The sequence below is a fragment of the Pseudomonas sp. NY15372 genome, from assembly GCF_048068215.1.
Classification (GTDB): Bacteria; Pseudomonadota; Gammaproteobacteria; order Pseudomonadales; family Pseudomonadaceae; genus Aquipseudomonas; species Aquipseudomonas guariconensis_A.
Map to the genome: position 1 here is coordinate 176,531 of NZ_JBLUPY010000006.1, position 21,157 is coordinate 197,687.

17 protein-coding genes are annotated in these 21,157 nt (G+C 64.8%); 13 read left to right on the forward strand and 4 right to left on the reverse strand.

Annotation, left to right across the window (positions count from 1 at the left end):
- Positions 1-107 precede the first annotated feature (107 nt).
- From ACNFG0_RS07405 to ACNFG0_RS07420, 4 genes are all read left to right on the forward strand, one after another.
- Entirely contained in the window at positions 108-1,133 is a 1,026-nt protein-coding gene (locus tag ACNFG0_RS07405) for an NAD(P)H-dependent glycerol-3-phosphate dehydrogenase (RefSeq protein ID WP_196144729.1), read from the forward strand.
- A 15-nt stretch (positions 1,134-1,148) separates the two neighbouring features.
- Positions 1,149-1,496, forward strand: a complete 348-nt coding sequence (locus tag ACNFG0_RS07410) for a DUF4389 domain-containing protein (protein ID WP_196155551.1) — start codon at positions 1,149-1,151, stop codon at positions 1,494-1,496.
- Entirely contained in the window at positions 1,493-1,951 is a 459-nt protein-coding gene (sixA, locus tag ACNFG0_RS07415; RefSeq protein ID WP_416764371.1) for a phosphohistidine phosphatase SixA, read from the forward strand. The genes ACNFG0_RS07410 and sixA overlap by 4 nt, the downstream gene beginning before the upstream one ends.
- 531 nt (positions 1,952-2,482) lie before the next feature.
- Positions 2,483-4,744: an Orn/Lys/Arg decarboxylase N-terminal domain-containing protein gene (locus tag ACNFG0_RS07420; protein WP_416764372.1), complete on the forward strand. Its 2,262-nt coding sequence runs from the start codon at positions 2,483-2,485 to the stop codon at positions 4,742-4,744.
- On the opposite strand, the gene ACNFG0_RS07425 is transcribed toward ACNFG0_RS07420, so the two are convergent.
- Positions 4,728-4,946: a hypothetical protein gene (locus ACNFG0_RS07425; protein WP_084854710.1), complete on the reverse strand. Its 219-nt coding sequence runs from the start codon at positions 4,944-4,946 to the stop codon at positions 4,728-4,730. The genes ACNFG0_RS07420 and ACNFG0_RS07425 overlap by 17 nt on opposite strands.
- Before the next feature lie 155 nt (positions 4,947-5,101).
- Here ACNFG0_RS07425 and ACNFG0_RS07430 point away from each other — a divergent pair, with 155 nt between their 5' ends.
- The gene (locus ACNFG0_RS07430; RefSeq protein ID WP_196146751.1) at positions 5,102-5,662 is read left to right on the forward strand and encodes an NADPH-dependent FMN reductase; all 561 of its coding nucleotides are present in this window, start codon (positions 5,102-5,104) and stop codon (positions 5,660-5,662) included.
- A 38-nt stretch (positions 5,663-5,700) separates the two neighbouring features.
- Here the strand turns inward: ACNFG0_RS07430 and phnX are convergent, their stop codons facing one another.
- The gene (phnX, locus tag ACNFG0_RS07435; RefSeq protein WP_043214125.1) at positions 5,701-6,528 is read right to left on the reverse strand and encodes a phosphonoacetaldehyde hydrolase; all 828 of its coding nucleotides are present in this window, start codon (positions 6,526-6,528) and stop codon (positions 5,701-5,703) included.
- A 36-nt stretch (positions 6,529-6,564) separates the two neighbouring features.
- Positions 6,565-7,671 (reverse strand): 2-aminoethylphosphonate--pyruvate transaminase, encoded by a 1,107-nt coding sequence (locus ACNFG0_RS07440; protein ID WP_196146750.1) that lies wholly within the window; start codon positions 7,669-7,671, stop codon positions 6,565-6,567.
- A gap of 112 nt (positions 7,672-7,783) precedes the next feature.
- Here ACNFG0_RS07440 and ACNFG0_RS07445 point away from each other — a divergent pair, with 112 nt between their 5' ends.
- The 7 genes from ACNFG0_RS07445 to ACNFG0_RS07475 all read left to right on the forward strand — a co-directional run bounded on the left by ACNFG0_RS07445 (position 7,784) and on the right by ACNFG0_RS07475 (position 15,753).
- Positions 7,784-8,650, forward strand: a complete 867-nt coding sequence (locus tag ACNFG0_RS07445; RefSeq protein WP_416764373.1) for a LysR substrate-binding domain-containing protein — start codon at positions 7,784-7,786, stop codon at positions 8,648-8,650.
- A 145-nt stretch (positions 8,651-8,795) separates the two neighbouring features.
- On the forward strand, positions 8,796-9,824 hold the full coding sequence (locus ACNFG0_RS07450; RefSeq protein WP_416764374.1) for an AraC family transcriptional regulator: 1,029 nt from the start codon (positions 8,796-8,798) through the stop codon (positions 9,822-9,824).
- 373 nt (positions 9,825-10,197) lie between these two features.
- Positions 10,198-11,844 carry an AMP-binding protein gene (locus ACNFG0_RS07455; protein WP_416764375.1) on the forward strand — a complete coding sequence of 549 codons (1,647 nt, stop codon included), beginning with the start codon at positions 10,198-10,200 and terminating at the stop codon, positions 11,842-11,844.
- A gap of 12 nt (positions 11,845-11,856) precedes the next feature.
- Positions 11,857-12,624, forward strand: a complete 768-nt coding sequence (locus ACNFG0_RS07460) for an SDR family NAD(P)-dependent oxidoreductase (RefSeq protein ID WP_416764376.1) — start codon at positions 11,857-11,859, stop codon at positions 12,622-12,624.
- 12 nt (positions 12,625-12,636) lie between these two features.
- Positions 12,637-13,830: an acetyl-CoA C-acyltransferase gene (locus tag ACNFG0_RS07465; RefSeq protein ID WP_196146745.1), complete on the forward strand. Its 1,194-nt coding sequence runs from the start codon at positions 12,637-12,639 to the stop codon at positions 13,828-13,830.
- A gap of 8 nt (positions 13,831-13,838) precedes the next feature.
- Positions 13,839-14,966: an acyl-CoA dehydrogenase gene (locus ACNFG0_RS07470; RefSeq protein WP_196146744.1), complete on the forward strand. Its 1,128-nt coding sequence runs from the start codon at positions 13,839-13,841 to the stop codon at positions 14,964-14,966.
- Between the two features lie 13 nt (positions 14,967-14,979).
- Positions 14,980-15,753, forward strand: a complete 774-nt coding sequence (locus ACNFG0_RS07475) for an enoyl-CoA hydratase (RefSeq protein WP_196155558.1) — start codon at positions 14,980-14,982, stop codon at positions 15,751-15,753.
- A 34-nt stretch (positions 15,754-15,787) separates the two neighbouring features.
- Here ACNFG0_RS07475 and ACNFG0_RS07480 read toward each other — a convergent pair whose 3' ends face one another.
- Positions 15,788-20,323 carry a hypothetical protein gene (locus ACNFG0_RS07480; RefSeq protein WP_416764377.1) on the reverse strand — a complete coding sequence of 1,512 codons (4,536 nt, stop codon included), beginning with the start codon at positions 20,321-20,323 and terminating at the stop codon, positions 15,788-15,790.
- 330 nt (positions 20,324-20,653) lie between these two features.
- On the opposite strand from ACNFG0_RS07480, the gene ACNFG0_RS07485 reads away from it, so the two are divergent.
- Positions 20,654-21,058: a TraR/DksA family transcriptional regulator gene (locus ACNFG0_RS07485; RefSeq protein ID WP_196146741.1), complete on the forward strand. Its 405-nt coding sequence runs from the start codon at positions 20,654-20,656 to the stop codon at positions 21,056-21,058.
- Positions 21,059-21,157 lie beyond the last annotated feature (99 nt).

Here is a 21,157-nt window from a genome sequence, read left to right on the forward strand (position 1 = left end):
TGTGTCCTCCATGTCTTGTTTGCGACAGCTCTGACACTGGCCCTGTCGCATACGCACCGTATAATGCCCCGGTCGCCACTTAACTTATTGGCTTTAACGGATTGGATATGACTGAACAGCAACCTGTTGCAGTTCTGGGAGGCGGCAGCTTCGGCACCGCCGTGGCGAACCTGCTGGCGGAGAACGGCGTGCCGGTGCGCCAATGGATGCGCGACCCGGAACAGGCCGAGGCCATGCGCGTCAATCGCGAGAATCCGCGCTATCTCAAGGGCATCCGCGTGCATGATGGGGTCGAGCCGGTCAATGACCTGCTGGCCACGCTGCAGGCCTGTGACCTGATCTTCGTCGCCCTGCCGTCCAGCGCCCTGCGCAGCGTGCTGGCGCCCCATGCCGAGCTGCTGCGCGGCAAGGGCCTGGTGAGCCTGACCAAGGGCATCGAGGCGCAAAGCTTCAAGCTGATGAGCCAGATCCTCGAGGAAATCGCCCCCCAGGCCCGTATCGGTGTGCTCTCGGGGCCGAACCTGGCACGTGAGATTGCCGAGCACGCCCTGACCGCCACTGTGGTAGCGAGCGAGGACGAAGCCCTCTGCCAGCAGGTGCAGGCCGTGCTGCACGGGCGCACCTTCCGTGTCTATGCCAGCGCCGACCGCTTCGGTGTAGAGCTGGGCGGGGCACTGAAGAACGTCTATGCGATCATCGCGGGCATGGCCGTGGCCCTGGGCATGGGCGAGAACACCAAGAGCATGTTGATCACCCGAGCGTTGGCCGAGATGACCCGTTTCGCCGTGAGCCTGGGGGCCAACCCCATGACCTTCCTGGGCCTGGCCGGGGTGGGTGATCTGATCGTCACCTGTTCCTCGCCCAAGAGCCGCAACTACCAAGTCGGCCATGCCCTGGGCCAGGGCCTGAGCCTGGAGCAGGCGGTCAGCCGCCTGGGCGAGGTGGCCGAAGGCGTCAACACCCTCAAGGTGCTCAAGGCCAAGGCCCAGGAGGTACAGGTGTACATGCCGCTGGTGGCGGGGCTGCATGCGATCCTGTTCGAAGGGCGCACGCTGAACCAGGTGATCGAGCACTTGATGCGCGCCGAACCCAAGACCGATGTCGATTTCATTTCCATCAGCGGTTTCAACTGACCCCGGAGCCAATCCATGAACGACCCTGTAAACCGCGCCGAGCGCGAATCGATCATCCTGCGGGTACTGTGGATGCTGGTGTTCCTGCTGGTCTGGCACGTGGCGCAGCTCCTGCTGGGCGGCCTGGTGCTGGTGCAGCTGATCTACCGCCTGGTCTATGGCGCGCCCAGCGGCAGCCTGATGAACTTCGGCGACAGCCTCAGCCAGTACCTGGCGCAGATCGGCCGCTTCGGCACCTTCCACAGCGACCAGAAGCCTTGGCCGTTCGCCGACTGGCCGACGCCTCGCGCCCCGGAAGGCGAGCAGCCCCATGAAGTAGCCGCGGCCGCCCACCCGGCGCGTGACGAGGAGCCCAAGCTGTGAAGCTCTGGGTGCTGCGTCATGGCGAGGCCGAGCCGCGGGCCAACACCGATGCCGAGCGGCGTCTGACTGCCCACGGGCGCGAGCAGGTCATGCGCAGTGCCGCACGGCTGCTGGGCCAACCACTGGATGCGATCATCGCCAGCCCCTACGTGCGGGCCCAACAGACGGCGGCGCTGGTATACGAGGCGCTCGGGTTCGCCGGGTCGGTGCGTACCGTGCCCTGGCTGACCCCCGACAGCGATGCCGGCGAGGTGATCGGCGAGCTGGACAAGCTGGGCCTGGAGCACGTGCTGCTGGTGAGCCATCAACCGTTGGTGGGTAACCTGGTGAGTATGCTGGAGCATGGCCATGGCCAGCACCCGGCGCCCATGAGTACGGCCAGCCTGGCGGAGCTCGAAGGGGATTGGCCGCTGGCGGGGGTGATGACCTTGCGGGGGCTGCATCACGCGGGATGAGCTGGGCAATCGCACTCTTGTGGGAAATCACCCAGCCCTTCCGGGCTGCGCTGTCGCGCAGAGAACAAGCCCCCCTGTGGGAGCCAACTGTCTTGAGTTGCTTGCCCCGGTCCTATCGCTGGCAAGCCAGCTCTCATAGAACAACGCATAACTATTTGATTTTGCGGGCTTTGTGGGAGCGGGCTTGTCCCGCGATTGGGCCGGGCCGGATATCACCGTCGCCTGGCAAGGGCTTCGCCCTTGATCGCGGGACAAGTCGGACCGCCGCACCGCCGCTCCCACAGGGGGCGGCGCTAGCCGCTTGTTCTCTGCGCGACAGCGCAGCCCAAAGGGCTGGGTAATCTCCCACAGATACGGCGGCGTCTCTGAAAACAGCGCAGGCCTGGTGGGCTTGTCCCGCGATCGAGGGCCAAGCCCTTGCCAGGCGACGGTGATACCGGGCCCGGCCTAATCGCGGAACGAGCCCGCTCCAGATTCCCAACCCGTCTACCCTGAAGGAACGGACTCGTCCTTCGGAGGTAGTACCGCGCCATGTACAAGGACCTGAAATTCCCCATACTCATCGTCCACCGCGCCATCAAGGCCGACAGCGTCGCCGGCGAGCGGGTGCGCGGTATCGCCGATGAGCTGGCCCAGGACGGTTTCGCCATCCTCGCGGCAGCCGACCAGGCCGAGGCCCGCTTGGTGGCCGCCACCCACCATGGCCTGGCGTGCATGCTGATCGCCGCCGAAGGCGTCGGTGAAGACACCCGCTTGCTGCAGAACATGGCAGAGCTGATCCGCCTGGCCCGCCAGCGCGCACCGAACCTGCCCATCTTCGCCCTCGGTGAACAGGTGACGCTGGAGAATGCCCCCGCCGAGACCATGAGCGAGCTCAACCAGCTGCGCGGCATCCTCTACCTGTTCGAAGACACCGTACCTTTTCTCGCCCGCCAGGTGGCCCGCGCTGCGCACAACTACCTGGACGGCCTGCTGCCACCGTTCTTCAAGGCGCTGGTGCAGCACACCGCGCAATCCAACTATTCCTGGCATACCCCCGGCCACGGCGGCGGCGTGGCCTACCGCAAGAGCCCGGTAGGCCAGGCATTCCACCAGTTCTTCGGGGAAAACACCCTACGCTCGGACCTGTCGGTATCGGTGCCTGAACTTGGCTCGCTGCTCGACCACACCGGCCCTCTGGCCGAGGCCGAAGCCAGGGCCGCGCGCAACTTCGGCGCCGACCATACCTTCTTCGTGATCAACGGCACCTCCACCGCCAACAAGATCGTCTGGCATGCGATGGTCGGTCGTGACGACCTGGTGCTGGTGGATCGCAACTGCCACAAGTCGGTGGTGCACGCGATCATCATGACCGGCGCCATCCCGCTCTACCTGTGCCCGGAGCGCAACGAACTGGGCATTATCGGGCCGATCCCGCTGAGCGAGTTCAGCCCGGCATCGATCCAGGCGAAGATCGACGCCAACCCACTGGCCCGGGGGCGCACGTCGCGCATCCGCCTGGCCGTGGTGACCAACTCGACCTATGACGGGCTGTGCTACCACGCCGGGTTGATCAAGCAGGTACTGGGTACTCGGGTCGAAGTCCTGCATTTCGACGAGGCCTGGTTCGCTTATGCCGCGTTTCACGAATTCTTCGCCAACCGCTACGCCATGGGCACCCCGCGTGGTGAAGACAGCCCGCTGCTGTTCAGCACCCATTCCACGCACAAGCTGTTGGCGGCGTTCAGCCAGGCCTCGATGATCCACGTGCAGGACGGCAGTCTGCGGCAGTTGGACCGTGACCGCTTCAACGAAGCCTTCATGATGCATATCTCTACGTCGCCGCAGTACAGCATCCTGGCCTCGCTGGACGTCGCCTCGACCATGATGGAGGGGTCGGCCGGCACCTCGCTGCTGCAGGAAATGTTCGACGAGGCACTGAGCTTTCGGCGGGCCTTGGCCAATCTGCGCGAACACATCGCCGCCGATGACTGGTGGTTCAGCATTTGGCAGCCGCCAGCGACCGACGGTGCCCAGGGCCTGGCAGCCCAGGATTGGTTGCTGCAGCCAGGCGCCGAGTGGCACGGTTTCGGCGAGGTGGAGCAGGACTACATGCTGCTCGACCCATTGAAAGTCACCCTGGTGATGCCGGGGCTGACGGTGGGCGGTGCCTTGGACGCGCACGGTATCCCGGCGGCAGTGGTGGGCAAGTTCCTCTGGGAACGGGGGCTGGTGGTGGAGAAGACCGGCCTGTACAGCTTCCTGGTACTGTTCTCGATGGGCATCACCAAGGGCAAGTGGAGCACCTTGCTCACCGAACTGCTCGAATTCAAGCGCCACTACGATGGCAACACCGCCCTGGGCCAATGCCTGCCGAGCGTGATGGTGGTCGCCCCGTCACGTTACCAGGGGCTGGGGCTGCGCGACCTGTGCGACCAACTGCACGGCTGCTACCGGGCCAACGCCACGGCCAAGCAGCTCAAGCGCCTGTTCACCTGCTTGCCGGAAATGGCCATGACCCCGGCCCAGGCCTATGACCGGATGGTGCGCGGGGAGGTGGAGGCGGTGCCGATCGAGGCCTTACTGGGGCGGGTGGCCGCTGTGATGCTGGTGCCATACCCACCTGGCATACCGTTGATCATGCCCGGCGAGCGCTTCACCGAGGCCACGCGTTCGATCATCGACTACCTGGCCTTCGCCCGGGCCTTCGACAGCGGCTTCCCTGGCTTCGTCGCCGATGTCCATGGCCTGCAGAGCGAAGATCATGGCCAGGGGCGTGTCTATACGGTCGATTGCGTCAAGGAATGCGGATGAGCTCGACGCCGCTATGGGCGAGCTCGAAGCGGTCCTCGCCCAGGTGGCGGACGCGGTCGCCGACAGGCAAGCGGTAGGTCACGATCGGCGCACCGAGGCTGCTGCCGTCGGCCTGGAGGGTGGATTCCTGGTACTCATGCACGGGATAGATACGGCCTTCGGCGTCACGTGCGTGGAATTGGCCGACCAGTATTGCTGCCATTTGCGAGAAAACCTCTGAAATTTTTGGGAAATATCTGCAGGCATAGACCCGTGCAGACGGCTGGAAGTTTTCTGCTGATGGCAAAAAAACTCTGGTGGCAGGGTGCGGTCATCTATAACTACAACTTTCCCTAGCCAGCAGAGGTTGCAAACACCATGAGCCAGGTCTATTCGGTAGCGGTCGTCGTCGGCAGCTTGCGCAAGCAGTCCTACAATCGCAAGGTGGCCCGGGCCCTCGGAGAGCTGGCACCGTCCAGCCTTGCCCTGAAGATCGTCGAGATCGGCGACCTGCCGCTGTACAACGAAGATGTCGAGGCCGATGGCGCACCAGAGACCTGGACGCGTTTTCGCGACGAGATCCGCCGCAGCGACGCGGTGCTGTTCGTAACGCCTGAGTACAACCGTTCGGTGCCGGGCTGCCTTAAGAACGCCATCGATGTGGGCTCTCGGCCGTATGGCCAGAGCGCCTGGAGCGGCAAGCCGGCGGCGGTGGTGAGCGTCTCACCCGGTGCCATCGGCGGCTTTGGTGCCAACCACAGCGTGCGCCAGTCGCTGGTATTCCTGGACATGCCCTGCATGCAGATGCCCGAGGCATACATCGGCGGGGCGGCGAGCCTGTTCGAGGAATCGGGCAAGCTCAATGACAAGACCCGGCCGTTCCTGCAGGCGTTCATCGACAAGTTCGCGGCATGGGTGAAGCTCAACCGGGCCGTTTGACCTGATCGGGGCCGCCGAGCGGCCCTGATAGGCTAGCCTTACGACGCTTGCGGCATCTCGCCCTTGGCCAGGCGACGGTTGATGTCGGCGATGACCTCGGGCAGCTCGTTGATGGTGTCGATCAGGTAGTGCGGGCGCGAGCTTTCGAACATCGCGTGGATGCGCTTGCGCTCGCTTTCCAGCTTCTCCGCGCTCAGGGCGCGGTAGCCTTCCCAGGTCAGGCCCAGGGCGTTGCCCGAGCACACCAGGGCGACGGTCCACATGCCGGCGCGACGGCCTTCGAGGATGCCTGGCACGGTGTCGTCGACCTTCACGCAAGCCGCCACATCGTCGATGCCCAGGGCGATCACGTTGGCCAGGGCCTGGGCCGGCCATGGGCGGCCATTGGGGGTTTCGTCGGTGGCCACCACATGGTCGGCGACATAGCCGTTCTGCTTGGCCAGCTCCACCACCTTGTCCATCACCACTTTCGGGTAGCCGGAGCAGGAGCCGATCTTCAGGCCGTCCTTGCGCAGGCCCGTGAGGGTGTCCAGAGCGCCGGGGATCAGCGCCGAATGCACGGCGATCTTCTCGATCTGCAGCGGCATGAAGCGTTCGTAGATGGCAGTGACATCATCGTCGGTCGGGGTACGGCCGAACACCTTGCGGTAGCGCTCGGCGATTTCAGGCACATCGCACAGGGTGCGGATGTGGTCCCACTTGCCCATGCCCATCGGGCCACGGGCTTCTTCGATGGACACCTGGACGTCGAACTCGGCGAAGGCTTCGACGAAGATCTGGGTCGGGGCGAAGGAACCGAAGTCGACCACGGTGCCGGCCCAGTCGAGGATGGCGGCTTGCAGCTGGGTGGGGTTGCTGTAGTTCATTGCACGATTTCCTGGAAATTGGGGCGGTTTGTCGAATCAGATGTCCAGCACTTCCATTTCCCGCAGCACCTGGGCCACGGCATCGACGGCAGCTTGCATACCGTCGGCTCCCACCACGCCGATGCAGCCGACGCGGAAGGTTTCCACCTGGGTCAGCTTGCCTGGGTAGAGGATGAAGCCTTTGGCCTTCACGCGCTCGTAGAAGTCCTTGAACTGGTAACGGGCGTCACGCGGGGCGTGGAAGGTGACGATGATCGGTGCTTGGATCTCGGCGGGCAGGAAGCTGCGCAGGCCGAGCTTGGCCATGCCGTCGAGCAGGGTCTTGCAGTTGTCTGCGTAGCGCTGATGGCGAGCCGGCAGGCCGCCTTCTTCGTTGTACTGCACCAGGGCTTCGTGCAGGGCGGCGACCACGTGGGTCGGCGGGGTGAAGCGCCACTGGCCGGTCTTGGCCATGTATGCCTGCTGGTCGTGCAGGTCCATCGCCAGGGAATGGCTGTTGCCTTCGGCGGCCGCCAGGGCGTTTTTCTCGGCGAAGACGAAGCCCATGCCCGGCACACCTTCCAGGCATTTGCCGGAGGCAGCGATCAAGGCTTCGAACGGCACTTCGCTGGCATCGATCGGCAGGGCACCGAAGGAGCTCATGGCATCGATGACCAGGCGCTTGCCGTGGCGTTTGACCACCTGGGCGATCTCAGGCAGCGGGTTGAGGATGCCGGTGCTGGTTTCGCAGTGGATCAGCGCCACGTGGGTGACGGCGGGGTCGGCAGCCAGCAGGCGGTCGACATCGGCAGCGGTGGTCGGCTGGTCTTCGGCCGTTTCGAAGGTGCTGTAGGCGCGGCCCAGGACCTTGCAGATCTTCGCCAGGCGCTGGCCGTAGGCGCCGTTGATCAGCACCAACACCTTGCCATCGCGGGGGACCAGGGTGCCGATGGCCGCTTCCACGGCGAAGGTGCCGCTGCCTTGCAGGGGCACGCAGTGGTGGGTGGCGTTGCCGTTGACGATGGCCAGCAGTTGTTCGCACAGGCTGGCGGTCAGTTGATTGAAGTCGCGGTCCCAGGAGCCCCAGTCCACCAGCATGGCTTGGCGGGTGCGGGAAGAGGTGGTCAGTGGGCCAGGGGTCAGCAGGATCGGGGCGTTGCTCATTCCGTTATTCCTCACAAGCGGTGGGCTGAAACTACGGGGCCTAAGTTGCAATTTGCTGCTCCATCAATCAAATTGTTTGTTGTTATGCCAGCCATAAGTCAGGCCGATAGATATGAACTTGTTCCAGCTACGCGCCTTCGATGCGGTGGCCCGTGAAGGCAGCTTCACCCGTGCCGCAGAGCGCTTGTTCATCAGCCAGCCGGCGGTGACCGGGCATGTGAAGGCCCTTGAAGAGCACTACCAGATCACGTTGTTGCGACGTACCGCGCGGCGGGTGGAACTGACCGAGGAGGGCACACGCCTGGCGGCCATCACCCGGGCGATGTTCAGCCTGGCCGAGGAAGCCCAGGCCATGCTCGAGGCCAACCGGCAGCTGCTGACCGGGCGCCTGGAAGTGGCGGCGGATGGGCCCCATCGGGTCATGCCGATGTTGGGCGTGCTGAGGGCGCGCTACCCGGGCATCACCGTCAACCTGCGCCTGGGCAACGCCCAGGAAACCTTGGCGGCGCTGGTCTCCGAGCATGCCGACGTGGCGGTGCTGACCGAGGTCGAGCCGCGTAAGGGGCTGTATCTGCAGAGCCTGGGCGAGTCGCGCTTGTGCGCATTGCTGCCGGTCGGCCACCCCTGGGCGGCGGGCGAGGGCGACCTGCCCCTGGCGGAGCTGGACCGGCAGATCATGGTGCTGCGCGAACCCAGCTCCATTACCCGGCGTACCTTCGACCAGGCCTGCGCCGAGGCCAAGGTGCAGCCGCGAGTATTGCTGGAGCTGGACAGCCGCGAGGCGGTCACCGAGGCGGTGGCAGCAGAGCTTGGCATCGGCATTGTGTCGTCGATGGAGGTGGCGCATGACCCGCGGGTGGTGGCGCGACCGTTGAGTGGCGAGGGGCTGGTGAACCGGCACATGATCGGTTGCCTGGAGCGACGCCGTGAGCTGCGGTTGATCCAGGCGTTCCTGGGGTTGGCGGTGAGTCTCTGTTGAGGAGGCGGCCCTCATCGCGGGGCAAGCCCGCTCCCACAGGCACATCACTGTTCTTGAGGACGATGCAATACGTGTCGGCTTGCCCCGCGATGAGGGCCGCACTGGTAAGATCGGTGGCTGAGAAGACACGGGCGCTAGACGGCCAATGAGCGACAAAGACACCATTTCCATGCAGCTGGTGCGCGAAGCGCTGCTGCAGACGTGCCCGGCCGGCCAGCCCGATGCGCCCCTGCTGGCCCGCGCTGGTATCGATGCCTGCGAGCTCGAACAACCCGACGCCCGGGTCACTGCCGAAGCCTACGCCCGGCTCTGGCGTCTGCTGGCCCGGCGCTGCAACGACGAATTCTTCGCCATGGACCCGCGTGGCCTGCGCACCGGGAGCCTGGCCTTCCTGTGTCGGGCGAGCATGGCGCAGCCGACCTTGGGCGTGGCCCTGGACACGGCCTTGGCGTTCCTCTCGCTGATGCTCGAAGACCTGCAACCGAGCCTGGTGCGCCAGCAGAGCCTGGCCGAGATCGTCATCTACGAGCCCCGTGACGAACCCCGGCGCGCCTTTACCTATTTCACCTTCTGGATGATCGTGCACGGCGTGGCCTGCTGGCTGGCCGGGCGGCGCATCCCGATCCTGGCCATCGACCTGCGGTGCGCCGAGCCGCCGTTCTGTGACGATTACCGGGTAATGTTCTCGGAGAACCTGCAGTTCGACCGTCCGCGCACCCGCATGATCTTCGCCGCCGATTGCCTGGACGTGCCCCTGCGCCGTACGCCTGAGGAACTGCAACGGTTCCTGGCCGAAGCGCCGGGCAATATCCTGGTCAAGTACCGCGACCCGGCCAGCCTGGCCCGGCGCATCCGCCACGACCTGCTGGCCCTGGACCCGGCCGGCTGGCCCGACGCCGAAGCGCTGGCACGCCAGCTGTGCCTGTCCGCCTCGACCCTGCGCCGCCGCCTGGCCGACGAGGGGCAGACCTACCAGGGGCTCAAGGACAGTGTGCGGCGCCAGCTGGCGATCGCATGGCTGGCCGACTGCGAGGTGGGCCTGGCGACCATCGCCGAGCGCCTGGGTTTCGCCGACAGCAGTTCGTTCTACAAGGCGTTTCGCAAGTGGTTCGGTTGCAACCCAGGGCATTATCGCGAACTGATCGGCGCCTGCGACGCCAAGCCATTGCCGTAGCGTCCCGTCGCTGGCAAGCCGGCTCCCACAGAGAATAAGCGGCTAGCGCCGCCCTCCTGTGGGAGCGGGCTTGTCCCGCGATTAAGGGCGAAGCCCTTGCCAGGCGACGGTGATTCCGGCCCGGCCCAATCGCGGGGCAAGCCCGCTCCCACAAGGCCGCAAAATCAAATAGTTATGCGTTGTTCTATGGGGGCTGGCTTGCCAGCGATAGGGCCTGGGCAGCAACTCAAGATAGTTGCTTCCACAGATACAACGGCCCTGCGGCCAAACCGGTCATCGTGATTGACAGTTTTGGCCATTGCCGGCCTGGGTGGCGGGCGCGAACATCTCAGACAAATGGTGCACTCCAACAAAAACAACCAGGAGTCTGACGATGCGTGACTACGCCGAAGCCGCCCGTTCGTTCGATTACGGCCGGGCCGTCGAGGAGGCGCTGCAAGGCAATCTCGATGCGATGAATGCTTGTGTCGAATGTTGCGACCGCCATGTCGGTGGCAATCGGACCGCCCTGGTCTGGGAAGATCGCGACGGTAACGGTGCACACTACAGCTTCGAGCAGTTGCAGGCGCTGGCTGCGCGCTTGGCCAATGTCCTCGAAGGTCTGGGTGTCGGTGCCGGTGATCGGGTCGCCGGTCTGATGCCGCGTACGCCTGAGCTGTTGGTCACGGTCCTGGCCACCTGGCGCCTGGGCTCTGTCTACCAGCCACTGTTCACCGCCTTCGGCCCCAAGGCCATCGAACACCGCCTCGCACAATCCCATGCCCGTGTCGTGGTCACCGACCGTGGCAATCGGGCCAAGCTGGACGAGGTGCCGGGTTGCCCCACCATCATCACCGTGGGGGCGACGCCCGGCGAACTGGATTTCCATACCGCCTTGAATGCCGCGCCCGGTGAGCGCGAGCCCGTGCTGCGCACCGGCGACGATCCCTTCCTGCTGATGTTCACCTCGGGTACCACAGGGCCTGCCAAGCCGCTGGAGGTACCGCTGCGAGCGATCGTCGCCTTCAAAGGCTACATGCGCGATGCCATCGGCCTGCAACCGGAGGACAACTTCTGGAACCTGGCCGATCCGGGTTGGGCCTACGGCCTGTATTACGCCGTCACCGGCCCGCTGGCCCTGGGGCATGCCACCACCTTCTACGATGGACCGTTCAGCGTCGAAAGCTGTGCGCGGATCATCGACAAGCACCGCATCAGCAACCTGGCCGGCTCGCCCACGGCCTATCGCCTGCTGATCGCTGCCGGCAGCGACTTCTCGGCACCGATCAAGGGCCGCTTGCGCGTCGTGAGCAGCGCCGGTGAGCCGCTCAACCCGGAAGTGATCCGCTGGTTCGCCGACGAGCTGGACGTGACCATTCACGACCACTACGGCCAAACCGAGCTGGGCATGGTGCTGTGCAATCACCACGCCCTGACGCATCCGGTGCACCCCGGCTCGGCGGGCTTCGCTATCCCCGGCCACCGCATCGTGGTACTGGACGAACAGGGCAACGAACTGCCGGCCGGGCAGCCGGGAATCCTGGCAGTCGATCGTGAGCAGTCGCCATTGTGCTGGTTCGGTGGCTACCACGGCCTGCCGACCAAGGCCTTCATCGGCAAGTACTACCTGAGCGGAGACACGGTCGAGCTCAACACCGATGGCAGCATCAGCTTCGTCGGGCGCAGCGACGACGTGATCACCACGTCCGGCTACCGGGTAGGGCCGTTCGATGTGGAAAGCGCGCTGATCGAGCACCCGGCCGTGATCGAGGCCGCCGTAATCGGCAAGCCCGACCCCGAGCGTACCGAACTGATCAAGGCCTTCGTGGTGCTGGCCAAGGGCTTCGAAGGCAATGCCGCACTTGAAGACGCCCTGCGCCAGCATGTACGCCAGCGCCTCTATGCCCACGCCTACCCGCGGGAAATCGAATTCGTCAGCGAACTGCCCAAGACCCCAAGCGGCAAGCTGCAACGCTTCATCCTGCGCAACCAGGAAATCGCCCTACAACACGCTGCGCTGGCCACTCGCGCCAGCGCCTGAAGGAACAACACCATGCAGATAGCCAACAAACACTTCATCGTCAGCGGCGCCGCTTCCGGGCTTGGTGCTGCCACCGCGCAGATGCTGGTCGAGGCTGGCGCCAAGGTCATGCTGGTCGACCTCAATGCCGAGGCGGTCGCGGCCAAGGCCCGTGAGCTGGGCGAGCAGGCCCGCTTCGCCGTGGCCGACATCAGCGATGAACAGGCCGCCCAGGCAGCGGTGGAAGCCGCTGTCAGCGCCTTCGGCAGCTTGCACGGGCTGGTCAACTGCGCCGGCATCGTCGGTGCTGAAAAGGTCCTGGGCAAACAAGGCCCCCATGGGCTGGCCAGTTTCGCCAAGGTCATCAACGTCAACCTGGTCGGCAGCTTCAACCTGCTGCGCCTGGCCGCCGCGGCCATGGCCGAGGGGCAGGCGGACGAAGGCGGCGAGCGTGGCGTGATCATCAACACCGCCTCGATTGCCGCCTACGACGGCCAGATCGGCCAGGCCGCCTATGCGGCGTCCAAGGGCGCCATCGCCAGCCTGACCTTGCCGGCGGCCCGTGAACTGGCACGCTTCGGCATTCGCGTGATGACCATCGCCCCCGGCATCTTCGAAACGCCCATGATGGCCGGCATGACCCAAGAGGTCCGCGATTCGCTGGCCGCCGGCGTGCCGTTCCCGCCGCGTCTGGGTCGCCCGCAGGAGTACGCCGCATTGGCCCGCCACATTATCGAGAACAGCATGCTCAACGGCGAGGTGATTCGCCTCGACGGTGCCCTGCGCATGGCTGCCAAGTAAGGAGAACCGCACATGACTCTCGCCAACGATCCGATCGTCATCGTCAGTGCCGTGCGCACGCCCATGGGCGGCCTGCAGGGCGACCTCAAGAGCCTGACCGCGCCCCAGTTGGGCGCCACCGCCATCCGAGCGGCGGTCGAGCGCGCTGGCATCGCCAGCGACAGCGTCGAGCAGGTGCTGTTCGGCTGCGTACTGCCGGCGGGCCTCGGCCAGGCCCCGGCCCGCCAGGCCGCCCTGGGTGCAGGCCTGGACAAGCACACCACCTGCACCACCTTGAACAAGATGTGCGGCTCGGGCATGCAGGCTGCGATCATGGCCCATGATCTGCTGCTGGCCGGCAGCGCCGAGGTGGTGGTGGCCGGCGGCATGGAAAGCATGACCAACGCCCCGTACCTGCTGGACAAGGCTCGCGGTGGCTACCGGATGGGTCACGGCAAGATCATCGACCATATGTTCATGGACGGCCTGGAGGACGCCTACGACAAAGGGCGCCTGATGGGCACCTTCGCCGAGGACTGCGCCCAGGCCAATGGTTTCAGCCGCGAGGCCCAGGACCAATTCGCCATCGCCTCGCTGACCCGCGCCCAAGAGGCCATCAAGAGCGGCCGTTTCGCCGCAGAGATCGTGCCGGTGGAAGTCACCGAGGGCAGGGAGACACGGGTCATTCGTGACGATGAACAGCCGCCCAAGGCGCGCCTGGACAAGATCTCGCAGCTGCGACCGGCGTTCCGCGAAGGCGGCACGGTAACCGCTGCCAACGCCAGCTCCATCTCCGACGGCGCCGCCGCGTTGGTGCTGATGCGTCGCAGCGAAGCCGAAAAGCGTGGCCTCAAGCCCCTGGCGGTGATCCACGGCCATGCGGCCTTCGCCGATACGCCGTCGCTGTTCCCCACCGCGCCGATCGGGGCCATCGACAAGCTGCTCAAGCGCACCGGCTGGAGCCTGCCCGAGGTGGACCTGTTCGAGATCAATGAAGCCTTCGCCGTGGTCACCCTGGCAGCCATGAAGCACCTGGACCTGCCCCACGAGAAGGTCAACATCCATGGCGGGGCGTGTGCCCTGGGCCACCCTATCGGCGCATCTGGCGCACGGATCCTGGTAACCCTGCTGTCTGCCCTGCGCCAGAACAACCTGCGCCGTGGCATCGCGGCCATCTGCATCGGCGGTGGCGAGGCCACGGCCATGGCCGTCGAATGCCTGTACTGAGGTGAGCCATGCTGGTAACTGACGAACAACAACAGATCGCCGACGCGGTCCGCGGCTTCGCCCAAGAGCGCCTCAAGCCCTTCGCCGAGCAATGGGACAAGGCGCATCGCTTCCCCCGTGAGGCCATCGAGGAGATGGCCGGCCTTGGCCTGTTCGGCATGCTGGTGCCGGAGCAGTGGGGTGGCAGCGACACGGGCTATGTGGCATACGCCATGGCTCTGGAGGAAATCGCCGCCGGGGACGGTGCGTGCTCGACCATCATGAGCGTGCACAACTCGGTGGGTTGCGTGCCGATCCTGCGCTTTGGCAACGAACAGCAGAAGGCGCAATTCCTTGCGCCGCTGGCCAGCGGCCAGATGCTTGGGGCGTTCGCCCTGACCGAGCCCCAGGCCGGTTCCGACGCCAGCAGCCTGAAGACCCGGGCGCGCCTCGAGGGCGACCACTACGTGCTCAACGGCAGCAAACAGTTCATCACCTCCGGGCAGAATGCCGGGGTGGTGATCGTCTTCGCCGTCACCGACCCGCAGGCTGGCAAGCGCGGCATCACGGCCTTGATCGTGCCGACCGATTCGCCCGGCTACCAGGTGGCACGGGTCGAGGACAAACTCGGTCAGCACGCTTCCGACACCTGCCAGATCGTGTTCGACAATGTGCGGGTGCCGGTGGCCAACCGCCTGGGCGAGGAGGGCGAGGGCTACAAGATCGCCCTGGCCAACCTGGAAGGCGGGCGTATCGGCATCGCCGCCCAGTCGGTGGGCATGGCTCGTGCGGCGTTCGAGGTGGCACGGGACTACGCCAATGAGCGCCAGAGCTTCGGCAAGCCCCTGATCGAGCACCAGGCGGTGGCCTTCCGCCTGGCCGACATGGCCACGCGCATTGCCGTGGCCCGGCAGATGGTGCTGCATGCTGCGGCCCTGCGCGATGCCGGGCGCCCGGCATTGGTGGAGGCCTCCATGGCGAAGCTTTTCGCCTCGGAAATGGCCGAAAAGGTCTGTTCGGATGCCTTGCAGACGCTCGGCGGATATGGCTATCTGAGCGACTTCCCGCTGGAGCGGATCTACCGCGACGTTCGGGTCTGCCAGATCTACGAAGGCACCAGCGACATTCAGCGCATGGTCATTGCGCGCAATCTTTGAAGGAGCAGTCTGCATGGCATTCGAAACCATCCTGTTGGACATCCACGGCAAGGTCGGCTTGATCACCCTCAACCGCCCGCAGGCGCTCAACGCCCTGAACGCACAGATCGTCGGCGAGATCAACCAGGCCCTGGACCAGCTCGAGCGTGACCCGAACATCGGCTGCGTGGTGCTCACCGGCTCCGCCAAGGCCTTCGCCGCGGGTGCCGACATCAAGGAAATGGCCGAGCTCAAGTACCCGCAGATCTACGTCGAGGACCTGTTCAGCGATGCCGACCGCATCGCCAACCGTCGCAAGCCGATCATTGCCGCGGTGTCGGGCTTTGCCCTGGGTGGGGGCTGCGAGCTGGCGATGATGTGCGACTTCATCCTGGCCGCCGACAACGCCAAGTTTGGCCAGCCGGAAATCAACCTCGGCGTGCTGCCGGGCATGGGCGGCACCCAGCGCCTGACCCGTGCAGTGGGCAAGGCCAAGGCCATGGAGCTGTGCCTGACCGGCCGCCTGATGGGCGCCGAGGAAGCCGAGCGCGCCGGCCTGGTGGCCCGCGTGGTGCCACAGGCCGAGTTGCTGGAGGAAGCGCTCAAGGTGGCCGCGACCATCGCCGGCAAGTCGATCCCGGTGAGCATGATGGTCAAGGAAAGCGTCAACCGCGCCTTCGAGGTGACCTTGAGCGAAGGCGTGCGCTTCGAGCGCCGGGTGTTCCACGCGGCCTTCGCCACCGAGGACCAGAAAGAGGGCATGGCCGCTTTCATCGCCAAGCGCGAGGCGCAGTTCAAGGACCGTTGAGTGAAGTCGGGGCGCCTTGGGCGCCCCGGTTGTTTCAGAGGCTGAAGAAGTACTGCTGGGCATCGGCCACCGAGATCGGGTTGCGCAGCACATCTTCCGTTTGACCGGTATCCGGGTGGGTGAATTTCGCACCCTGGGCGTACCGTTGGCTGGCCGTCTTGAGGTGCCCTGCGACAAACGCACGTTTGTCGGCATCGGCCGATCGGTAGTGAAAATGCGCTACCCACAGCAGGTCGTCGCCATGGTAGATCCCGTAGTCGTCCAGGTAGTCCGCCGGCTTGCCCTTGACCCGGGCGAGCTCGGTGCGTGGGTGCTCGACGCGGATCGTCACCGTGCCCTGGGCGATAAGAAACCGCAGCTCGGCCATACGTGGCTTTTGCTCCAGGGCTGCCCGGGTACGCAGTTCGGTCGCCTTGGCAGTCAGCAGCGCGTCCAGGTCCTCCAGGTCCTTGATGGTCCGCGCCGCATCGCGGTCGCCACTGAGTTCGTCGGTCTGGTTGTCGCGGGTCAGCTGCTGCTCGATTGCAGCGCGCAACGTGCGCAGGTGGCCGCGCTGGCCGTGCAGCAGTTCTTCGAGCTCGACCGGAAGGTACTGGCTGAACGTCTTTTCCTCCAGGCGCTGCAGTTCCTGGCGCGCGGCGCGTAGGCGCGCTTGGCTGTCCTTGAGCAGATGCTTGAGTTTGTGCGGGAGAGCGGGACGTGCGGGCGCTGCTGGCTTGATCTCGACCCAGCGATCGTCCTGCAGCCTGTAGCTGCGGGTGCTGGTGCTGCGAGGGGTCACCGGCACATCGACGACCGTGTCGTCATCCGGATGTACAGTGCCCAGCAGTACGTCGCCTTCCTGGGTCTCGATCAGGCCGGGGACTTGCTTGCGTAATTGGCCGACAGTGTTCTGCGCAGGAATCTGAGCATAGGTGTCGAGCTGCGCCTGCACCTCTTGCGAGCTGGTATCCAGGTCCTGTTGCAGGCGCTCGAGGGTAGCCTGTGCACTGCTGCCTGGGCCCAAGCGTGATTGCAGGTTGTCCATTTGCCGGCGGGCCGCCCCGAGGTGGCGGTCGATGCTGGCGACCAGGCGACTGGCCACTTCGTCCTTGCCTTCGCCAAGCTCGGCCAGTTGCTGGCGTTGGACAAACGCCAGGTCGATGCTGTGACCACCACGCTCGATCCAATATTGGCTTTCCTCGTCGAGCCGCTCGAGCAGCGTGAGGCGGTTGAAACCGGCCTCGATGCGCGCCCAGCGCCATGTCAGCGGGCTTTTGAGTAACTCCCAGCCGACCAGGGCATCTCTGAGGTACGCCAGTATCTGCGGCTGCGAGAGGCTGGCCAGACGCTCCAGTTGCTCCCTGCCATCGAGCAGGGTCTGGCTGTTGAGCAGCAGCTTGTCCAGCACAGGCAGCAACGTATCGATGCGCTGGCCCAGGCTCTGCACATCCGTCTCGGTCAGGTCGTAACCTTGCTGTTGCTGGGCGACCATCGCATCGACCTGTTCCCTGATAGGGGCATGGAGCCAGGACAGTGTCTGGTGGATCTGCATTTCGTAACGAAGGCGCTGGGACAGGGCGTAGGCGCGCTTGACCTTGTACTGGGGGAGGGGTTTGAGCGTATTGAACCGGTTCAGGCGCTCCAGGTGTTGTTGCCAGAACGTAGAAAAGTCCTCGAGCTTGGCGAGGTAGTTGCGCAGGATGCTTTCAGGCGCCTGCCTGTGAGCCAGTCGCGCGGCTTTGTCGAGGTATTCACGTTGGCTTTTCTGATAGGTCACGTCATCCCTGATCTGGTTTTCCAATGCTGTCAGTGCCTGCTTGTTGTCGGCCCGCAATGTTTCGATCCGCTTGTGCAACGGCATGCCACCACGCAGGTGCAAGCCAAGGTCCAGGCGCCAGCGGCCTGCCTCATCCTGTCGCAGCCAGGGGCCTTTGCTCAGTTCGTCCTTGCTGTCGACGATGCGCGGGCGTTGTCGCCCGGCGTCGTATTCGACCTGGTAGACCGTGCCGTTCAACGCAGCCCAGGTCCTGTCCTGGTACAAGTACAACCCTTGCAAGGGGCCGCTAGGGATAGGCTCGCCCAGCGAACCGAGCGGGATCTGCGCGCGAAGCGCACCGAGGGCCTGCTGCTGGGATGTATCGAGCGTGCGTGTCGCGTTGGCCCAGGAGAAGTCGAGGATCTGTCGAGGCGATGCGTTCGTCAGCGTGGGCAGCAGCGATTCGCTTGGCAGGTCGGGGGGCGGGCCGACGTGATTCGGGGTTTCCTGGCGCTGCAGTTCGATGCCCCGGTAGGCATGGTTCAACAGCAGCAGCGCCAGGTTGAGCAAGAACTCCACCAAGGCCGCTATGCGTTCACCCGGACTACGAGACTGTTGGCCACCCACCAGCTCGAGAAAAGCGCTTTCCAGCTGGATCGCCCAGACCGGTACGGCGAGCGGTTCGGGCACGAACGGCAAGGCGGTATTGAGCAACAGCCAACCCAAGGACTTCCAGCGATCCCAGCGGGCCTGGGCGCTGGTGCGGGCATGGGCCTGGAAATGGCTGATGGTCTCGTCGATACAACCTTGGTAAATGGCGTGGGCAGGGTCGGACAGGGCAGGCGTCGTCGCCAGTGTCGCCGGCGAAGGCTTGCCGAATGGCACCGCCCAATCGTCTTCCAGCGGGTAGAACAGGTGAGGCTCGAGGAAGCCACCGTAGGCATAGACCTTGCGATCTTCCTCGGGCAAGCGCTCGAGCAGATCATCTTGCAAAGCGCCTGGACTGCTGATCGCATCGAGTAGTGCCTGCCTGTCGCTGAAGGCCAGCAAAGGCTCGGAATGCAGCGGGCGATACAGCAGGCAAGGCTTGCTACGGGCACGCGGCGCTTCGATGAGCCAGGTGTTCAATGGAAGGTCGGGCCTGGCGTCCAAGGTCCTGAGCAGCCCGAAGGCGCGCAGCTGCCATAGGGTGTCGCGATCCGGCGCATCGTCGAACAGCTCGCCAATGCCTGCACTGATGTCCAGGTCGATGGGTTTGCCCTCCAGGTGCAACGCCATGGCGAGGGCGGGGAGTTGCCGATGCAGTTGCTGGCGTAGCAAGAATTCACGGTGCTGTCGCTGCGCAGGGGCGTCGAGCAAGGTGGTACGCAGCATGGCCGGGTAGTGCTGGGCGACGTCTGCTTCGGTGATCAGGCGGCGCAGGTAGTGCTCATCGAACCATGGGGGTATCTGGGTCCCGTTGAGCATCTGAAGTGTCACCTTGCCTGGGCGCAGCAACCCCAGGTTGCTGATCGCCAGTTGCGGCAGGGTGAAGGTCTCGGTGTGCAGCGTGTTGTCCGTGACGATGGTTTCCTGGTCAGGCAGGACGGCGACGGTCGCTTGCGCGTTGACGACCCTGATCGAGGCCAGGTCCAGGTTGGCGTCGGGGTGGTCCGCCGAGATCCGCGCTGCGAGCCGCTGGGTGGCGAATGTCTGGGCATCGGGCACGCCATCGAGCCAGGAGGTGTACTTGGCATCATGGTAGGCCTGGGCGACTTCAGTGATCAGGGTGCTGTACTGTATGAGCTCGGCAGGCGAAGCCATCTTCAGCCAGCTGGGCAGGCGGGCTGTCAGATGTTGGTAAAGCGAGGACTTGCCAAGGCTGCACAAGCCGAACATCGACGTCAGGCGATCCAGCGCGATCATCAGGTCCTTCGCCTGCTGTGGGCTGCCCTCTTTCCATACGGCGGCTTGCGAAGCGTGCAACTGCTGGTCGAGAAGACCCAAGGCCTGGCTCTGGAAGTACGGCAAGGTTGGCGCTGCCAGGTGCACAATCGGACCGGCTGCGCCTGGCAATGACGGCCATGGCCTTGCAGCATGGGCCAGTAGCGCGGTGCGCGAGGCGAAGGGCTTCAACAGGCCGGTGGGCGTGTAGAGCAGTGTCACGTTCTGACCCGGGGCAATACCTGTCTGCTCGATCAGCAGGGCGCTGGACAGCTCCGGGTCCAGTTGCCAGTCGATGATCATGTCCATTCGCAGGTTGTTGACCTCAACGCGGGAAGGATCGTGGCTGGCGCGTATGCCAGGAACGGGATGCGCTTGCAGCCATTGGGCTGCATCCCGGGCCTTGGGTGGTAGTGCCGTGTCGCTCAGCGCCGTGGTGAACTGTTCCTGCAAATAGTCGCTGTACCATTGCCAGGGTGTCTGGCCTTTTTGATCGACAGAACCCCAGAAATCGACGATTGCCTGCTGGTAGGCCTCCAACATGAACGGGCCGCATTCGTTGATCATGACCTCCAAGGGGTGCAGGTCTAGCGTCAACGCCTTGCTGGGGTCATGCGCCTGGACGGGCGTGAGGTAGTCTTCATCGGGTGTCAGGTTCAGGGTGCGGCGCAGGCAGAAGCGTTCTACCAGCACCTGGCTCAGAGGGCGGATGCAGGGCGGCGCGGCGCCTGGGCCCAGGCTGACCAGAAACAGAGTGCCAGGGTCCACATGGTCTGCCAGGCCTCGGGTCATCCACTGCTCGGTGAGGACCTGGGCGGCGACGTCGAACAGGCCGGGGCGTGAGTCGAAGCGGATGGCCACTTCACATTCGAGGTATGGCCTCTGGGGGCGTTGGGAAAGCTTGCTCATGGACGGCTCCACAAATGAACGGCCCCCTAGCAAGCCTGTCTTACTGGGCAAAGGAGCGGTAGCCGACTATTGCCAGGCCAGATGATACGCAGGCCTTGCAGATGCGCAGCGGCGAGCCGGTTCGACGCGTTGGCGGCCGGCCCGCAGGCATAGCCCGGTGTATTTCGCTCAAATTCGCGGATCAATGGTGTTGCCCCGCACGGCTTGCCGCCTTAGACTGCCGCCCCCTGTAAAAAAGTGCCGGTTGGCGCTTGAAGAATTCTGCTGCCCACGCGTAGGCGTCGGTGGCTCCCGAATCGCCCAAATGCACATATTTTCATAGAGAAATCGATGACCAAGGAACAGTTGCTGGCCATGTCGGCCGATGACTACATGAACGCCGAACAGCTGGCATTCTTCACCGAGCTGCTGCAGGCGATGAAAGTCGAAACCCACGAGCGCATCGAGCTGAGCCGCAACACCATCGAAAGCCTGGATACCCCGTCGGATCCGGCTGACGTCGCGTCGGTGGAGGAGGAGCGCCACTGGCTGGTCAACGCCATCGAGCGTGACCAGCGTCTGCTGCCCCAGCTGGAAATGGCCCTGGGCCGTATCGCTGACGAAAGCTTCGGCTGGTGCGATGACAGCGGCGAACCGATCGGCCTGCAGCGTCTGTTGATCAGCCCGACCACCAAGTACTGCATCGAAGCCCAGGAGCGTCACGAGCAGCTCGACCGCCACCAGCGCCAGATCTGATCGCCACGCGTTCGAGAAGCCCCATGGAGCGATCCCTGGGGCTTTTTGCGTTACTTGGTTTGCGGCTGAAACACTACACTAGCGTCGCGAAAGGGCCGA